Origin of the sequence: Sphaerisporangium sp. NPDC051011, assembly GCF_040653595.1 — a bacterium.
Lineage (GTDB): Bacteria > Actinomycetota > Actinomycetes > Streptosporangiales > Streptosporangiaceae > Sphaerisporangium.
This window is the reverse complement of the sequence record NZ_JBFAGG010000003.1, coordinates 209,377-224,614: the sequence shown is the minus strand read 5'-3', so window position 1 is coordinate 224,614 and position 15,238 is coordinate 209,377. Positions and strand designations below refer to the sequence as shown.

At 70.2% G+C, this 15,238-nt stretch carries 16 protein-coding genes; 7 read left to right on the top strand and 9 right to left on the bottom strand.

The features are described 5' to 3' along the window. Window positions 1-53: 53 nt before the first annotated feature. Complete coding sequence (locus tag AB0H21_RS08260) at window positions 54-821, bottom strand: metallophosphoesterase (protein ID WP_358513404.1); 768 nt, start codon at window positions 819-821, stop codon at window positions 54-56. 176 nt (window positions 822-997) lie between these two features. Here AB0H21_RS08260 and AB0H21_RS08255 point away from each other — a divergent pair, with 176 nt between their 5' ends. Then, on the top strand, window positions 998-2,812 hold the full coding sequence (locus AB0H21_RS08255; RefSeq protein WP_358513402.1) for an AMP-dependent synthetase/ligase: 1,815 nt from the start codon (window positions 998-1,000) through the stop codon (window positions 2,810-2,812). Between the two features lie 79 nt (window positions 2,813-2,891). After that, window positions 2,892-3,632: a 3-keto-5-aminohexanoate cleavage protein gene (locus AB0H21_RS08250; protein WP_358513400.1), complete on the top strand. Its 741-nt coding sequence runs from the start codon at window positions 2,892-2,894 to the stop codon at window positions 3,630-3,632. A 102-nt stretch (window positions 3,633-3,734) separates the two neighbouring features. Here the strand turns inward: AB0H21_RS08250 and AB0H21_RS08245 are convergent, their stop codons facing one another. Further along, the gene (locus AB0H21_RS08245) at window positions 3,735-4,733 is read right to left on the bottom strand and encodes a helix-turn-helix domain-containing protein (protein ID WP_358513398.1); all 999 of its coding nucleotides are present in this window, start codon (window positions 4,731-4,733) and stop codon (window positions 3,735-3,737) included. A gap of 383 nt (window positions 4,734-5,116) precedes the next feature. On the opposite strand from AB0H21_RS08245, the gene AB0H21_RS08240 reads away from it, so the two are divergent. The 3 genes from AB0H21_RS08240 (at window position 5,117) to AB0H21_RS08230 (ending at window position 7,611) form a co-directional block, all read left to right on the top strand. Beyond that, complete coding sequence (locus AB0H21_RS08240) at window positions 5,117-5,590, top strand: hypothetical protein (protein ID WP_358513396.1); 474 nt, start codon at window positions 5,117-5,119, stop codon at window positions 5,588-5,590. Between the two features lie 390 nt (window positions 5,591-5,980). Beyond that, complete coding sequence (locus tag AB0H21_RS08235) at window positions 5,981-7,078, top strand: hypothetical protein (protein WP_358513394.1); 1,098 nt, start codon at window positions 5,981-5,983, stop codon at window positions 7,076-7,078. After that, window positions 7,078-7,611 carry a GNAT family N-acetyltransferase gene (locus tag AB0H21_RS08230; protein ID WP_358513392.1) on the top strand — a complete coding sequence of 178 codons (534 nt, stop codon included), beginning with the start codon at window positions 7,078-7,080 and terminating at the stop codon, window positions 7,609-7,611. Before AB0H21_RS08235 ends, AB0H21_RS08230 begins: the two co-directional genes overlap by 1 nt. A 283-nt stretch (window positions 7,612-7,894) precedes the next feature. On the opposite strand, the gene AB0H21_RS08225 is transcribed toward AB0H21_RS08230, so the two are convergent. From AB0H21_RS08225 to AB0H21_RS08210, 4 genes are all read right to left on the bottom strand, one after another. Continuing rightward, window positions 7,895-8,281, bottom strand: coding sequence for a type II toxin-antitoxin system VapC family toxin (locus AB0H21_RS08225; RefSeq protein ID WP_358513390.1), 387 nt, complete (start codon window positions 8,279-8,281; stop codon window positions 7,895-7,897). 2 nt (window positions 8,282-8,283) lie between these two features. After that, window positions 8,284-8,514 (bottom strand): hypothetical protein, encoded by a 231-nt coding sequence (locus AB0H21_RS08220; RefSeq protein ID WP_358513388.1) that lies wholly within the window; start codon window positions 8,512-8,514, stop codon window positions 8,284-8,286. 218 nt (window positions 8,515-8,732) lie between these two features. Then, window positions 8,733-9,737, bottom strand: a complete 1,005-nt coding sequence (locus AB0H21_RS08215; protein ID WP_358513386.1) for an alpha/beta hydrolase — start codon at window positions 9,735-9,737, stop codon at window positions 8,733-8,735. 131 nt (window positions 9,738-9,868) lie between these two features. Then, entirely contained in the window at window positions 9,869-11,050 is a 1,182-nt protein-coding gene (locus tag AB0H21_RS08210; protein ID WP_358513384.1) for a hypothetical protein, read from the bottom strand. 186 nt (window positions 11,051-11,236) lie between these two features. Here AB0H21_RS08210 and AB0H21_RS08205 point away from each other — a divergent pair, with 186 nt between their 5' ends. After that, window positions 11,237-11,569 (top strand): DUF6247 family protein, encoded by a 333-nt coding sequence (locus AB0H21_RS08205; protein WP_358513382.1) that lies wholly within the window; start codon window positions 11,237-11,239, stop codon window positions 11,567-11,569. Continuing rightward, window positions 11,570-11,815, top strand: coding sequence for a hypothetical protein (locus AB0H21_RS08200; protein WP_358513380.1), 246 nt, complete (start codon window positions 11,570-11,572; stop codon window positions 11,813-11,815). 173 nt (window positions 11,816-11,988) lie between these two features. On the opposite strand, the gene AB0H21_RS08195 is transcribed toward AB0H21_RS08200, so the two are convergent. The 3 genes from AB0H21_RS08195 to AB0H21_RS08185 form a co-directional block, all read right to left on the bottom strand. Beyond that, complete coding sequence (locus tag AB0H21_RS08195) at window positions 11,989-12,834, bottom strand: carbohydrate ABC transporter permease (RefSeq protein WP_358513378.1); 846 nt, start codon at window positions 12,832-12,834, stop codon at window positions 11,989-11,991. A gap of 91 nt (window positions 12,835-12,925) precedes the next feature. Next, window positions 12,926-13,837 carry a sugar ABC transporter permease gene (locus AB0H21_RS08190; RefSeq protein ID WP_358513376.1) on the bottom strand — a complete coding sequence of 304 codons (912 nt, stop codon included), beginning with the start codon at window positions 13,835-13,837 and terminating at the stop codon, window positions 12,926-12,928. Further along, window positions 13,834-15,090: an extracellular solute-binding protein gene (locus AB0H21_RS08185; protein WP_358514208.1), complete on the bottom strand. Its 1,257-nt coding sequence runs from the start codon at window positions 15,088-15,090 to the stop codon at window positions 13,834-13,836. Before AB0H21_RS08185 ends, AB0H21_RS08190 begins: the two co-directional genes overlap by 4 nt. Between the last annotated feature and the right edge of the window lie 148 nt (window positions 15,091-15,238).

Sequence of the window (15,238 nt, the reverse complement as noted above, 5' to 3'; positions counted from 1 at the left end):
CACCGTCCGCGGGCATACGCGCGCGGGGCCGGTCTTCGCGCCGCGCCGCCGGATCACAGGTCGAGGGCGAACGGACGGCCGCGCCCGCGGAAGTGGCCGACGTTGACGCACTCGGTGCGGCCGATGCGGGTGCGGGCGGCCAGGGGCTGGTGGACATGGCCGAACAGCGCGTACCGCGGCTGGGTGCGCCGGATCGCCTCCAGCGTGGCCTCGCTGCCCCGCTCGAACCGCCGCGCCACCACGTCGTACAGCAGGCCGGGGACGGCGGGCGGGATGTGGCAGCACAGCACGTCGACGGCGCCGACGGCCTCCACCTTGCGGGCGTACTCCTGGTCGTCGATCTCGTAGGGCGTGCGGTAGCGGGTGCGCAGGCCGCCACCGACGAAGCCGAACGTGACCCCGCCGATCTCGGCGGTCTGGCCGTCGAGCACGTGGTGGCCGTCCCTGAGGTAGTCGCCCCAGAGGGCGGGCACGTCGACGTTGCCGTAGGTGAGGTAGGCGGGGACGGGCATGGCGGCGAACAGGCGGGCGTACTGCTCGCGGGCGGCGCGCTCGATGTGCTCGCGCGGGTCGCCGCCGAGGGCCGCCCACAGCGCGGCCGACATCCGCCGCGACTCCTCCATGAGGCCGGCGGAGCGCAGCCGGACGTATTCGGTGGCCCGCTCGGCGCCGAACAGGTCGGGGAAGATGCCCTGGGAGTGGTCGGCGTAGTCGATGAACAGCAGCAGGTCGCCGAGGCAGACCAGCGCGTCGGCGCCATCGGCGGCGCGGGCGAGGGCGTCGGCGCGCCCGTGGACGTCACTGACGACATGGACCCGCATGACCGACATCGTAAATCGCGGAGGGGCGGCCGGCGCGGTTAACCTATCGCTTGGCCGGTGAGAAGAAACCGCCCTTCATGACCGGCCGCACAGCATAAGGACACTGATAGCGTGGAACGCCCTGGATACAGGCCCTGTGACGAAACCACCGGCGGGTGCGCCCCGAGGAGTTGATCGTGCGCGAGTACACCGTTCCCGTGCTGGTGGATGTCCCTGCGTCCGCCAACTGCGCCGACGCCGTCTTCACGCGCGGCGAGCAGGAGCCCGCCGCCGTGGTGATCAGCCGCAAGAGCGGCGACGCCTGGGTTCCGGTTATGGCCGCCGAGTTCCGCGACCAGGTCGCCGGGGTCGCCAAGGGGCTGATCGACGCCGGCGTCGGGCCCGGCGACCGCGTGGCCCTGATGTCGCGCACCCGCTACGAGTGGACGGTCGCCGACTACGCCATCTGGGCGGCGGGCGGCGTCGGCGTGCCGATCTACGAGACGTCCTCGGCCGACCAGGTGAACTGGATCATCGCCGACAGCGGCGCCACGTGCGTGATCGTCGAGTCCGAAGGGCACGAGGAGGTCGTCCGGCAGGCCACCGCCGCGATGGCCGAGCCGCCGTCGATCTGGCGCATCGACGACGGCGGGTTCGCCCGGCTGACCGCGGGCGGCGCCGACGTCCCCGAGGAGACGCTGAAGGAACGCCGCCTCGCGCGCGGCGGCCACGACCTCGCCACGATCATCTACACCTCCGGCACGACCGGCCGTCCCAAGGGCTGCCGCCTCACCCACGACAACCTGCTGTTCACCGCGCACAACGTCGCGCGCGGCCCGCTGGAGGCGCTGTTCGAGGTGGACGGGCGCGCCGCGCTGCTGTTCCTGCCGCTGGCGCACAGCTTCGCCCGGCTCATCCAGATCGTCCTCATCGAGACCGGCACCGTGCTCGCGCACACCCCGAACATGAAGAACGTCGGGCCGGACCTGCAGGCGTTCAAGCCCACGTTCCTGCTCGGCGTCCCGCGCGTCTTCGAGAAGGTCTACAACGCGGCCGAGCAGAAGGCGTCGGCCGGGGGCGGCCTCAAGAGCAAGATCTTCCACCGCGCGGCGGCCGTCGCGATCGAGTGGAGCAGGGCCGAGAGCTCCGGCGGGGCGGGCGCGGGGCTGCGGCTCAAGCGCTCGCTGTACGACCGGCTGGTGTACTCCAAGCTGCGCGCGGCGACCGGCGGGCGGCTGAACGCGGCGGTGTCGGGCGGCTCGGCCCTCGGCGAGCGGCTCGGCAACTTCTTCAGGGGCGCGGGCATCGAGGTCTTCGAGGGCTGGGGGCTCACCGAGACCTCCGCGCCCTCGACGGTGAACATCCCGGGCGCCAACAAGATCGGCACGGTGGGCAAGCCGTTCCCCGGCGTCACGATCGGCGTGGCCGAGGACGGCGAGGTGCTGGTCAAGGGCCGTCACGTCTTCGAGGGGTACTGGAACAACCCCGAGGCCACGGCAGAGGCGATCGACCCCGACGGCTGGTTCCACACCGGCGACGTCGGCGAACTGGACAAGGACGGCTACCTGCGCATCACCGGCAGGAAGAAGGAGCTGATCGTCACCGCCGGGGGCAAGAACGTCGCGCCGGCCCCCCTGGAGGACCGCATCCGGGCCCACCCGCTGGTCAGCCAGGCCATGGTGGTCGGCGACGACCGTCCCTTCATCGCCGCGCTGGTCACGCTGGACCCCGAGGCGATGGAGCAGTGGAAGGCCGCCAACGGCAGGACCGGTGCCTCCCTGGCGGAGCTGGGCGCCGACCCGGCCGTCATCGCCGCGGTGCAGACCGCCGTGGACGACGCCAACACGCTGGTCTCCAAGGCCGAGCAGGTCAAGAAGTTCGTGATCCTCGACACCGACTTCACCGAAGACAGCGGCCACCTGACCCCGTCGCTGAAGGTCAAGCGCAACCTGGTCGTGCGCGACTTCGGCAAGCAGATCGAGGACCTGTACTCGGTCGACACGCGGGTCTGACGGGCGTTCCGGTGAGTCCTGCGGGCGTGCCCGCGCGGATCTGGCGGGCGTCCCGGCGCCCGCCGAGTACGGTGGCCGGATGTGGTTGAAGGCATGTCTCAACGGCGGCCGCGCGCCCGGCGATCACCCGGCGCTGCCGCTCACCCCTGACGAGCTGGCCGCCGACGCCCGGGCCGTGGCCGGGCAGGGGGCGTCGGCCGTCCACGCCCATCCCCGCGACGCGGCCGGACGCGAGTCGCTGGACGCCTCCGACATCGGGGCCGCCGTCGCCGCGATCCGCGCCGCCGTCCCGATGCTGCCCACCGGCGTCTCCACGGGCCTGTGGATCACCGGCGGGGACGTGGACGCACGCCTGGCCGCCGTGCGGCGGTGGGCGTCCCTGCCCGACGCCGAGCGCCCGGACTTCGCGTCGTGCAACCTGTCCGAGCCCGGCTTCGCGGACCTCGCCGTGACGCTGCTGGACGGCGGGATCGGCGTCGAGGCCGGGGTCTGGTCACCGCAGGACGCCGACGCGCTGGCCGCCTCGGGTGTGGCCGGGCGGGTGGTGCGCGTCCTGGTCGAGATCATCGACGTGCCGGCCGACGAGGCCGTCCCCGCGGCGGCCCGCGTCCTGCACCGGCTGGACGCCCTCGGCGTCACGGCGGCGCGGCTGCTGCACGGCGGGGGCACGGCCACCTGGCCGCTGCTGGAGGAGGCCGCGCGCCTGGGCCTGCCCGGCCGGGTCGGGCTGGAGGACGTGCTGTGCGGCCCGTCCGGCGAGCCGGTGTCGGGGAACGCCGAACTGGTCCGGCTCGCCCTGGGGATCTCCTCGCGCGGCTAGAGCCGAGACAGGCGAAGCGAGCCGATCAGCCACCGATGGAGACAGAGCCCCCGGCCCCCGTGGCTCTGTCGTTTCTGGGGGCGATGCCGTGTGACGCTCAAGCTAAGCGATCAGGCCGGAGCGGCGGCCGTTGAGGAGGGCGACGCCGAGCTCGCTGATGGTGTGCAGCACGGCCTGGCCCAGACGGTGGCTGTTCACCAGGCCGGCCTCGCGCAGCGTAGTGACCTGCCGACTGGCGGTGGAGCGGGGGATGGCCAGAAGCCGGGCGAGCTCGGTGGTGGTGAAGTCGCCCCGCCCAAGCGTCTCCAGGACCTGGGCGCGGGTCGTGCCGAGCAGGTCGGCCAGCGGCCGGCGCCGGTCGGTGGCCGGGCGGTGGGCCCAGCCGAGGTCGTGCTCGATCGGATAGACCAGGATCGGGGGCAGACCGGGGTCGCGGAACGTGATGGGGGTCTGGCGGCAGAAGAACGACGGCTGCAGCACCAGGCCCCGGCCGCTCAGGTGGATGTCGTGCTCGGCCGGGTAGGCCAACTCCAGCGTCGGGAAGCTCCAGCGGGCCGAGGGATGCAGGGTGGAGAACACCGCCTGCCAACCGCCGGCCGTCAGCAGGCGAGCCCGCCGCCCGCGCTCCTGGTCGATCTGGGCGCGGATCCGCGACCAGTGCGGGGCCAGGCAAGCGCGATAGTAGTCCTCGACCGTGCTCACGATGGCGTTCAACTCTTCCGGCCGGCCCTCCGCCAGGCGACCGGCCCACCCGGGCAGCCGCGTGCCCGGGTGCCGCCAGGCCAGCTCGGTCAGGTCCACGCGCAACCGCTCGCCCGTGGTGCGGCGCAGGGCTTCGGTGCCTGCCTCCACCGAGCCCGACTCCGCCCGCGGGGTGAGGAAGTCGACGGAGTAGCCGCGTGCCGGGACCAGCGTGGCCAGCATGCGCGTGGCCGCCGGCATCCGGGCCAACGCGCTCGTCTTCCACTCGCCGAAGACGACGGTCCGCTCCCGGCGCCGCAGCCGGTAGAGGCTGAGCATGGTCTCCCACATCGCGTCCGGCTCCGGCGCGATCCACGTCCGGGCCAGATCCTCACCCGTGAAATGGATTCTGAGCGCCATGGACACCCCGATCTAAGCGATCACTGCATGCCCGCACATCCCCGACCAGTGAGTTTGCACTCAGGCGGACGGGTTTACCAGTCCGCCTCTGACCAGGGTCAGGCTTTTCCGGTAAGGGCCGGTCATTCCCACGATACGATGCCGGGAACGTGATATCGGCCCCAAATGATGAGGGGCGGAATGGCGGCCCCCGCGCCGGCGACGGACCTCCTCGGCCCTGCCGAGCGTCGGCTGCGCGGCCTTACAAATACGATACGCCAACAAGGCGCGAAAATCCCTCCCAGAAATGGAGGAATGGGAAAGTAGTACAGGAAATCAACACCTCGCCGGAGACGTAGCACCTCAACAGCCCACCCTTACTCGATCTCAAGGAGGAACATCCAGTGTTCACACGCATGCGACTGGTGGTCAGCGTGGCGATGTTGGCGGCCGGTCTCGCCACCACGGGGTCGGCCAGCGCGAACACCACCGCACAACACCCGGCTTCCCAGGCGGGGTCCGTACAGCGGTCCGACTCGACGTCGGCACGGTTGATACGGCGCGACGCGTGCTTTCGCGGAGCCTGCGGGAGCGCGACCTACAAGAGGACCAGTAGTAATTCCTACAAACCCGTCAACATGTCCGTCAAGGACACCGGATGCGACAAGCATCCCGTGTACATCCAGGCCGGTGTCGTGGACGGAACCTACCCGTCGGGAATGGTCTGGCTGAAAAAGCGCTATAACAACCTGGGCTGCCACGCCGGTTACGTGAGTTGGAGTTCCTACATCAAGGACTGGCATCTGCCGATCAAGGATCTGATCTTCCGCGTGTGCGTCGACGACTGGGGAAGCGACACCTGCAAGACGGCCCAGTGACTCAGGCGCAGACCACCACGAACGAATACCCGAAGCCGCAAGGCGATGGGTGCCCGGCCCCGGCCCGAACACGCAGCGCCGGGGCCCCGCTGCGGCGCCGGCCCCGGCTGCCGGCCCAAAGCATGCCGGGACGCTCGAAGGAGCCGAACGCGTCAGTCCGGGTCTGGTCGGCTCGCGTCCGCGCACAGCTCACCGAACAGGTGTTCCGCTTTCACGGTCGACGACCGCGTCCCCTCAGGCCTGGTGACGGAGAACACGGGACGACGGCGGCAAAAGATCATCTTCGACTGGTCCGTGCTGGCCAGATGGGAACGGGGCGAGCGAAAGCCTCCGCGAGACGCGGTCGAGCGCCTGGACTACCTGTTCGAAGCAGGCGGCTTCCTGGTCGCTTTGCACGCGTTCGCGACCGCCATACCAACCTCCGAGCCAGCTAACAAAGCGATGCCCGAGTGGAATCCTGACGCCATGGACCAACTACGCCGTCAACTACTCACCGGCCTGGCAGCGGCAGGCGCGGCCGCCGCCCTGCCGCCTTCGCAAGGGTTGGAGCATCTGCGTGCCTTGGTGAACTCGGGAGTCGGCTCGGAAAGCCTGACAGACTGGGAGGAAACCGCCGAGGAGTACGCGCAGGCCGTCGTAACCCGGCCGCGCGCGCAGGTCGTCACCGACGTCGCGCTCGATCTTCTGGTTCTTCAGAAGGCCATGCGGACGGCGGTTCCCGGCCCCGAGCAGACCGGCTGGCTCCGCGTCAACGCCCGCCTGACGTTCATCATGGCGCATTGTCTCGGCGCCGACGGGCAGAAGCACGAGTCGCGCCAGTGGTGGAACACGGCTCGTCGCGCCGCACAGCAGTCCGGCGACCATGAACTTGTGGCCGTCGCCTGCGGATACGAGGCGATGCAGGCCTTGTGCGAACAACGTCCCGCCGCCGTGATCGTCAGACTCGCGGAGGCCGCGAGGACGGCAGCAGCGGGCCGGCCGTCCGCAGGGGTGGCCGAGGCGCATGGAGCCGTCGCCCAGGTACACGCCCGTCTAGGTGACATGAAGACCGCGGAGGGGGCGCTCGCCGCGCAGGCAGAGGTGTTCGAGCGCCTGCCCGACGCGGTCACCGGGAACCGTATGGCGCTGGGCGGTTGGCCGGAGGCCCGGCTGCTGCACACCCGCAGCTACGTGCTCACATACTCGAAGAACAACCGGGCCTGGCATGCTCACGAAGAGGCGTTGAAGTCCTACCCCGCCGCTCGTCTGCGGCCCATCGCTCAGATCCAGCTACATCAGGCGCTGATGCAGGTCAGGTCGGGAGACCTCGCGGGCGGCCTGGACCATGCGATCACGGTGGTCGAAGGGCTCCCATCAGGAGATCGCTCCGCCTTCGTCCAACGATCCGCCGCCGATGTGGCCGACGCCGGACCGGCGCGGGACAGATCGAACCCACAGGTGGCCGAATACCGGCGCCGCCTCGGCCTTCCCATCCCGGAAGGGGTCTGATGGAACTGCGATTCATCCACAAGGACGGCTTGGACGCGGCCGAAGTCGTCAGTGACGAGTACGCCGACGTCTACCTCGATATCCGGGCCGAGCCTCCGTACAACTCCGGGCCGAACTTCCAGCGACACCGGTATCTGGACCGCACGCGCCGTCAACTGGAAGGCAAGGGATTCCATCTCGTGGCGGCGCGGGACGGTGACGTTCTGGCGGGGTTCGCGTTCGGGCTGACGTTTCCGGCGGATCGGTGGTGGGGTGGGGATGTCACACCACCTCCCGCCGAGGTGCTCGCCGAGGAGAAGTTCGCGGTCATCGAACTCAACCTTCGCCGCGAATACCGAGGTCAGGGCCACGGCAGACGGCTTCTCTCCGAACTCCTCCAGGACCGCCCCGAACCCTGGGCCATGCTCCTGTCCCTCCCCGCCGCCCCGGCGCACGCGATGTACGAACACTGGGGCTGGCAGGTGGTGGGCACCGTCCGTCCCTTCCCGGACGCGGACCTGTCCGATGTGATGGCGCGCCCGACCCCGCACTGACCGGCCGGCCGTCCGGAATGCAGGAGGCAGCCGCCCCTTGCCGAAAGAGGACAGACCGCTGCCGAAAAGTACCGACCGCGCGGGGCCCGGTGGGATCGCGCGGTCGATTCCGGCCGTGCGCCGGAGGGGGCTCGTGGGCCGGGCGGGGTTCGTTCAGGTGCCCAGGACTCGGCGGGTCCAGTTGGCGCGGGTGCCGCTGGTGCAGGCCCCCGAGGAGGCACCGCGCGACCCCCGCGTGAACGTAGGGGTACTCGCGCCGACGTGGATCAGGTGATGGAAAGGATCAGGAGAAAACCTCGACCTGGCATCGAGCGGCGTTGCCCCTGGCCATTCTCGCGTCGCCGGTGACAAGGGGGCACGCGAGCGACTCGGCCAGTGCCAGATAAAGGGCGTCGTAAGCGCTGTGATTACCCCTGAGCTGCCACGCACGCGCAAGGTACGAAGGCAGCGAGGCCCGCTTGAGAGGCATGACCTCCAGCAGTCCGACGGCGGTCTCGGCCCGGTCAACCGGCAACTTTCCCGCCATAGCGAGGGCACGGAGCACCGACAGTACCTCGGCGTCGACGTGCGCGGGTGCCACGAGAGCCTCTCCGACCAGCCTCTTTCGCACGGCCTCGGCGGAGGGGCCCTCCTCTGCGAGGACCTTGACCAGGGCACTGGCATCGATCACGATCAAAGATCGGCCCGTCCACGATCCAGCGCATCGAGGATGTCCGACGTCGATACGGTGTCGACGGCGTTCGCTCGGCTGCGATCGAGGATCTCCTCCAGGCTGGGCTGACGTGCATCGGCGATCAGCTTACCGAGCAGGTACTCCTGCAGAGACTGCCGAGCGCGCATCGCCCGTTCCTTGTAGGTGAGATAGACCTCGTCCGGAATGTTCCTGATTTGTATCGTCGCCATAGCGCTATAATAGCGCGAAAGCGCGGAATAAGCGCTACCACCCGCGGTGAAACCCTCCCTCATAAGACGCCTCGGTGGTCGGCGGCCCTAGACAGGGATCCAGAGATTCGCCCCTACTCGAACAATGCTTCCTACAGCTATGACTTGGCCGGAGGGATCGGCCGATCACGGCCAAATCGAGGAGGTCCCGATGCCCTGCTCCCCCGGCCGGGTGGGGGTCAGGTGCCGAGGATGCGGCGGGTCCAGTTGGTGCGGGTTTCGTTGGCGGCCGCGGATACCGCCGCGTGGGGGGCCATGCTGAAGAAGCCGTGGAGGCCGCCGGCCCAGACGTGCAGGTCGGCCACGCCGCCGGCCGCCCAGATGCCCATCGCGTACGCGACGTCCTCGTCGCGGAAGACCTCGGCGGAGCCGACGTCGATGAACGCGGGCGGCAGGCCCGACAGGTCCGTGGCGCGGGCGGGCGCGGCGTAGATCGACACCTTGTCGGTGCCGCGCCGGTCGCCGAGCAGCGCGGTCCAGCCGGTCTCGTTGCTGCCCCGGTCCCAGATGCCGATGCCGTCGTACTGGTGACTGGAGAGGGTCTCGTTGCGGTCGTCGAGCATGGGGCAGAGCAGGAGCTGGCCGATCAGGCGCGGGCCCCCGCGGTCGCGGGCGAGCAGGGCCACCCCGGCCGCGAGTCCTCCCCCGGCGCTGATCCCGGCGACCAGGATGCGCTCCGGGTCGGCGCCGAGCTCCCGGGCGTGCGCGGCCGTCCACAGCAGGCCCGCGTAGCAGTCCTCGACCGGCGCGGGGTCGGGGTTCTCGGGGGCGAGCCGATACTCGACCGAGACGACCACGGCGCCCAGCTCGACTGCCCATTCGACCAGCATGCGGTCCAGGCCCATGAAGCGGTCGCCCATCACCATGCCGCCGCCGTGGATGTTGTAGACGCACGGCGCGCCCGGCGGCAGGTCGCGCCGCTTGAACACCGACAGCGTAATGTCGGGGTCGCCCTCGGGACCGGGCACCACGTGCTCGACGTGGGTGATCCCGTACTGGTCCAGGATCGGCTCGATGGGCGGACTCGCCACGCCGGCCCTGCTCGACTGGATGAGGTCTTCGGCGAGTGTCAGGGAGACCTGCGCCCCAGGCTCCGCGCCTTGGACCGCGGCGAACTGCTGCATGATGACCGCGAGCGCGGCCTCCAGCTCGCTGTCGTACGGGGGTCGGGGTATGGTCGTCATCGCACTCCTCAAGTCGTGTCCCAGCCGCTACGGGCCGTACGATCATGCTGGTCCTGGACCTGCCCGCCCGGCAACCGCCACCTGACCCGGCTTCCGCCCGGCCCGCCCGCCACCCGGCGGTCCCGCGAATGTCAGTCGAAGCGGTTCGTCGCGAGCTGCCACAGGGTGAGGGCGAGGGTCAGGCGTACCCGGCCGGGCGAGGTGCGCAGGTCGTAGCCGAGGGCCGCCGAGTACTCGGCCGCCCTCGCCTGCACCGTCGAGTGGTGCAGCCCGGCGTCGGCCGCCGCCGATCGCAGGCTTCCGGTGATCGCGATGGATTCCAGCAGGTCATGGGCGTGCCGCGAGGAGGCGATGACGGACCCGACCGTCTTGACGTCCGGTATGCCGGCGACGTCGGCGGCGTCCGCCAGGCGGGCGATGTCGGCCAGCACGCCCAGATCGTCCGCACGGATGACGGGCCACCGCGCGTTGGTGAGCCGGAGGGCGATCACGGCGTGCGCCCACGATTCGTGCAGGAGGGCGGGCACCCGCGCCTCGCCGACCCCGAGCCGATCAGCGGCGCCCGGGCCGGAGGAGGCATTGGACGCGGTGATGGTGCCGGGCGGGATGCCGGTGCGAGACGCGCTGCCGGTGCCGGTAGCGGCGCCGGCGTCCAGGATGGTCGCACGCAGGATCCCCACCGTCGTCTCGACGAGCGCGTGGGGGCCGTCCGCGGCAAGGCTCCGGGCCGCGGGCGTGCGCCCGCCAGGGGTGGGACGGACGGCGGGGGCAAGTGGCCGGATGGCGGGGGCGTGGCCGCCGGGGGCGAGGGCTTGGCCGACGGGAGTGGCGAGGACGCGGTACTCGTGGGCGGCGCCGAGGCGCAGGTGGACGGCGGCGAGCTTGCGCGCGTCGGCGCCGGATGACGGGTCGAGGAGGATTTCGACGGCCTGGCTCGTCGTCGCGACGCCGTTGAGGCGGTCCAGCGTGACGCCGAGCGCGATCGCGGCGCGTTCGAGGATCATCTCGTCGTTCGCGTGCGCCTCGCCCTCGCGTTCGAGCCAGACCACCCCGTCGGCGCCGACCGCATGGCTCGGCCGGCCCGCGAAGTCGGACGGGACCGGCTCGCGCGTCCGCGCGCCGGCGGACGTGACGCGCATGCGCCGCCCGCCCGCGATGAACGCCGCCGGGCTCCCGGCGAGGACCGCAGCGCCCCGGATCAACGCCTCCAGCCCCGCCTGACGCTGAACGAGCGCGTCGAAGTAGGTAATGATCTTCAACCCCTCGCCGGCGACGGGATCGAGGGCGGTAAGACGTCCACGAAGCTCCTCCATCAGCGGCTCCCACCTCTCTCGGACTCATCACCCTAAACCCGCCCCAACCCCGTCCGCCGACGCGAACCATCCCCTCCACCCTGGCGGCGACTCGCCCCCTCGCCCGAGCCCACCGATCCCCTCAAAGATGTCTGCCGTTCCCAATCCGCTCGATAGGCTCTAAGAGCCAGGAGAGGAGCCGCGATCATGACGGCACAACCGCCGGACTTCGCCCCCATCGGGGTCTCCATGCCCGAGAAGAACCTACGAGCGATCCGCGCCGCTCTGGTGGTGCCACAGGATCGTGCCGCTTTCGACTCCGGTCTCAAGGCGGTCCTCGACGAGGTTCGGGTGAGCCTGGATCTCAGCGCGTTGAACGACTTCGTCCACCGCTGGTGGATCTCAGCGTGCGACTCGGTGAAAGACCCGGAAGGTCGCCGCCGCATGCATGTCAAAGCCGAGCAGGTTCTCGCCGGGGAGCCGACGTCTTCGGGCAGGCCGTGGCGGGACGTGCTGGCCGCGCGTGGAGTCGAGCTGTAGGTGTACGAGATCGCGCTGGACCCGATCGTCGAGGAACAGATCTCCGCTGTCCCCGAGCAGGCGTTGTATCCGCTGGCCGAGCTTTTCGCGCTACTGGAGGCGGCTCCCTGGAGCGGTTCGCCCTACGACCCGGCGAACCCCAAGGCCAACATGCTGACCCACACCTTCGGCGAGCGTGGCCTCGCCACCTACCTGGTGTTGGAGGAGCAACGCGAGGTCTACGTCATCCGTCTCGAATGGCCGTGAGGGCCGTGGGGTTGGGGCAAGATTCGGGATAGGGCGTCATGGCCGGTGCCGCGTCCTCGGGTGCGGGCGCGCTGATCGTGTCGAGCCTTGCCATCCACAACATTCCCGACCCGCAGGGACGGCTGCGCGCGATCCGCGAGGCCGACCGATGTCAGTCCCGCGATCACGGTGGATCAGTCCTTTATGGCGCCGCCGAGGCCGGTGACGAGTCTGCGCTGGACGGCGATGAAGAAGATCAGGACGGGGACGGTCATGAGGGTCGAGGCGGCCATGATGCCGCCCCAGTCGTTCTCGTCGGGCTTGAAGAAGACGAGCAGGGCGGCGGGCAGCGTCTGGTTCTCCTTGGCCGAAATGATGAAGGTCCGGGCGAAGATGAAGTCGTTCCAGGCGGTGATGAACGAGAACACGCTGGTCGCGACCAGCCCGGGGGCCACCAGTGGGAACACGATCCGCCACAGGACGACGGCCCGGCTGGCGCCGTCGATCGTGGCGGCCTCCTCCAGCGCCTCGGGGACCGCCGCGACGAAGCCGCGCATCATCCAGATCGCGAACGGCAGCGAGAAGGCCAGATGCACCAGGACGAGGGAGCCGAGCGTGTTGAGCCCGGCGGCGGGGACGACGGCGCCGAGGTCGCGGACCAGGAAGAACAGCGGGATGGTGAGCGCCTCGACCGGCACCATCTGGGCGATCAGGAACATGATCAGCACGGTGGTGCGGAGGCGGAACCGGAAGCGAGTCACGGCCACGGCGGCGAGGAAGGCCACGACGCCGGACAGCACGACGACGGTGAGCGCGACGCCGAGGCTGTTGAGGAAGTAGCGGGCGAAGTTCTCGCCGCCGAGGACGCGGCGGAAGTGGTCGAGGGTGGGGTGCAGGGTCCACGGGTGGACCTCCAGCGACTGGATCTCACCCGGCGGCTTGAACGCCGAGAGCACCATCCAGTAGATCGGGAAGAGGGTGACGACGGCCGCGGCCACGGCGATCGTGCTCGCGACGAGGCGAGATCGGTTCACGTTCATCCTCCGGATGGTCCTGCGCACACGTCATCGGGCCGCCCCGGCCGCGGGACCGGCGACCCGCGGGTCCTCCGTCCGGACGAGCCGAGGCGTCTCACAACTTCTCGCCGCCCCGGTAGAGGGCCCGGATGTAGAGGAGAGTGACGGCGAGCAGGATCAGGGTCATGACGACGCCGATCGCCGAGCCGAGCCCGTACTCCGAGGAGCCGAAGGCGGTCTGGTAGGCGTACACGTTGAGGACGGTGTTCTGCCCGGCGATGCCGCCGCCGCTCGTCATCACGTACACCTGGGTGAAGATCTTGAAGTCCCAGATGATCGACTGGATGACCACGATCGTGATCAGGGGGCGCAGCATCGGCACGATGACCCGCCAGAACGCGCGCCAGGCCGACGCCCCGTCCAGCGCCGCCGCCTCCAGGACCGAGACCGGCATCGCCCGGATGCCCGCGTACAGCGTGACCATGACGAAGGGGAAGGAGTGCCAGACGACGGTCGCGCCGACGATCCCGAAGGCGACCCATTTGTCGTAGAACCAGTTGTACCCCTCGATGCCGAGGACCTGGTTGACCAGGCCGAGGTCGGCGTCGAAGAGGAACATCCAGACGGTCGAGCCGGTGACGGCCGGGGCCGCCCAGGCCGCCATGGCCGCCAGCGACAGCAGCAGCCGGGGCACCCGCGCGGCCTTGGTCAGCACGACGGCGAGCGCCGCGCCGACGGCCAGGGTGGCGGCCACCAGCGCGGCGGCGAACGCCACGGTCTGCCCGAGCACCGACCAGAACCGGTCGTCCCCGGCCAGCGCCGCGTAGTTGGCCAGGCCGATGAACCGGGTGGGCTCACCACCGCTGACCTGCGCCTGCCGGTAGTCGAACACCGACAGCAGCCCGAGCATGTAGACCGGGTAGCCGAGCAGGGGCGCGAGGACGGCGGCGGAGGGCAGCAGGTACAGCCAGGGCCGCGGCCCTCCCCGGCGGGCCGGGGTCGCGGACGTCGTGGTGGCCGCCGTCATGAGCCGCCGAACGCCGCCTTCACCGCCGCGGCGGCCTCGGTCGTGGCCTGCTCGACGGTGGCCTGCTTGGTGGCGACCTTCTGCAGCATGGTCGGGATGACCTTCTGATTGTCGATCTTCACCCAGGCGGGGTCGAGGGGCACGAACCTGGTGCCCGCGGCGACGGTGTCGAGGAACGGCTTGAGGAACGCCTCGCTCGCCGCCAGTTCCTCACGCGCCGTGGTGAGGGTCGGCAGGTTGCCCATAGCCTGGTACATCTTGGTCTGGTAGACGTTGCCGCCCAGCAACTCCAGGAACTTCACCGCGAGCGAGCGGTGCTTGCTGTTCTTCATGACGCCGAGGTTGTTGCCGCCCGAGAACGCCGGGGCGATCGAGCCGGGCTCGACGCCGGGCAGCGGGACGACGGCGTACTTGCCCGCCGCGGCCCCCGCGTCGACCGCCGACCGGTTGAAGTTGCCGAGGATGCCCATGGCCGCCTTGCCGCTCGCGAACAGCTCGACGGTCTTCCCGCCGGTGAGCCCGGCGCACGCCTGCGGCGGGCAGTTGTCGTCGGCGAGCAGGGCGGTGTACGCGCGGACGCCCTCGCGCGACGCGGCGCTGTCGAGCTTCTCGATGTCGCCGCCGGAGCTCCAGACGAAGGGCAGCGCGCCGAAGGTGTACTCGCCGCCGACCGCGACGCCGTACAGGTCAGGCCTCTTCTCCCGGATCTTCCGCGCGGTGGAGGTCAGCTCCTTGATGCTGGTCGGCGGCTTCAGCCCGAGCTCCCCGAACACGTCGGTGCGGTAGTACAGCGCGCGGATGCCGATGTACCAGGGCAGCCCGTACACCTTGCCGTCCACCGTGGCCGATCGCAGCAGGTCCGTGCCGATGTCCCGGCTCTCCGGCCAGGCGCGCAGGTCCTCGTTCAGGTCGGCGAACCCGCCGGCGACGGAGTACTCGGCGAGGTCGGTGTTGCCGTACTCGGCGACGTCGGGGGCGCTCGCGGGGTCGTTGAACGCGCCCTTGAACTTCTCGTGACGGGCGGGGGTGGTGGGGATGTAGGACACCTCGACCGTCACGCCCGGGTTGGCGGCGGTGAACTCCTTGATCGCCTCGCCGACGACCTTCTCCTTGGGGGCGCGGTCGGGCTCGTCGAAGAGCCACACGCGCAATGTTCCGGACTTGTCGTCGCCGCCGCTCGCCGCCGGGGCGGTGGACGGTGCGCAGGCGGCCAGGGCCAGCAGGGCCGCGCCCGCGATCGCCCGGTTCAGCATCTTCACGGCTGTCTCCTCCCGTTGGCGGCAGACCTTACGAATCTCCTGACGATCACGGGAAGAGTCCGGTTGAATTGTTGTGCATCGCGGAATCTCGTGGTGCACAGTGGCGAATCGCTCGATGACCGCCTACGCCGTCAAGCTCCCG

Coding starts and splice junctions, on each gene's coding strand:
- AB0H21_RS08210 (WP_358513384.1), bottom strand. CDS start 11,050: ATGGAGGAGCTTCGTGGACGTCTTACCGCCCTCGATCCCGTCGCCGGC.
- AB0H21_RS08205 (WP_358513382.1), top strand. CDS start 11,237: ATGACGGCACAACCGCCGGACTTCGCCCCCATCGGGGTCTCCATGCCC.
- AB0H21_RS08215 (WP_358513386.1), bottom strand. CDS start 9,737: ATGACGACCATACCCCGACCCCCGTACGACAGCGAGCTGGAGGCCGCG.
- AB0H21_RS08190 (WP_358513376.1), bottom strand. CDS start 13,837: ATGACGGCGGCCACCACGACGTCCGCGACCCCGGCCCGCCGGGGAGGG.
- AB0H21_RS08185 (WP_358514208.1), bottom strand. CDS start 15,090: ATGCTGAACCGGGCGATCGCGGGCGCGGCCCTGCTGGCCCTGGCCGCC.
- AB0H21_RS08245 (WP_358513398.1), bottom strand. CDS start 4,733: ATGGCGCTCAGAATCCATTTCACGGGTGAGGATCTGGCCCGGACGTGG.
- AB0H21_RS08230 (WP_358513392.1), top strand. CDS start 7,078: ATGGAACTGCGATTCATCCACAAGGACGGCTTGGACGCGGCCGAAGTC.
- AB0H21_RS08195 (WP_358513378.1), bottom strand. CDS start 12,834: ATGAACGTGAACCGATCTCGCCTCGTCGCGAGCACGATCGCCGTGGCC.
- AB0H21_RS08260 (WP_358513404.1), bottom strand. CDS start 821: ATGCGGGTCCATGTCGTCAGTGACGTCCACGGGCGCGCCGACGCCCTC.
- AB0H21_RS08220 (WP_358513388.1), bottom strand. CDS start 8,514: ATGGCGACGATACAAATCAGGAACATTCCGGACGAGGTCTATCTCACC.
- AB0H21_RS08250 (WP_358513400.1), top strand. CDS start 2,892: ATGTGGTTGAAGGCATGTCTCAACGGCGGCCGCGCGCCCGGCGATCAC.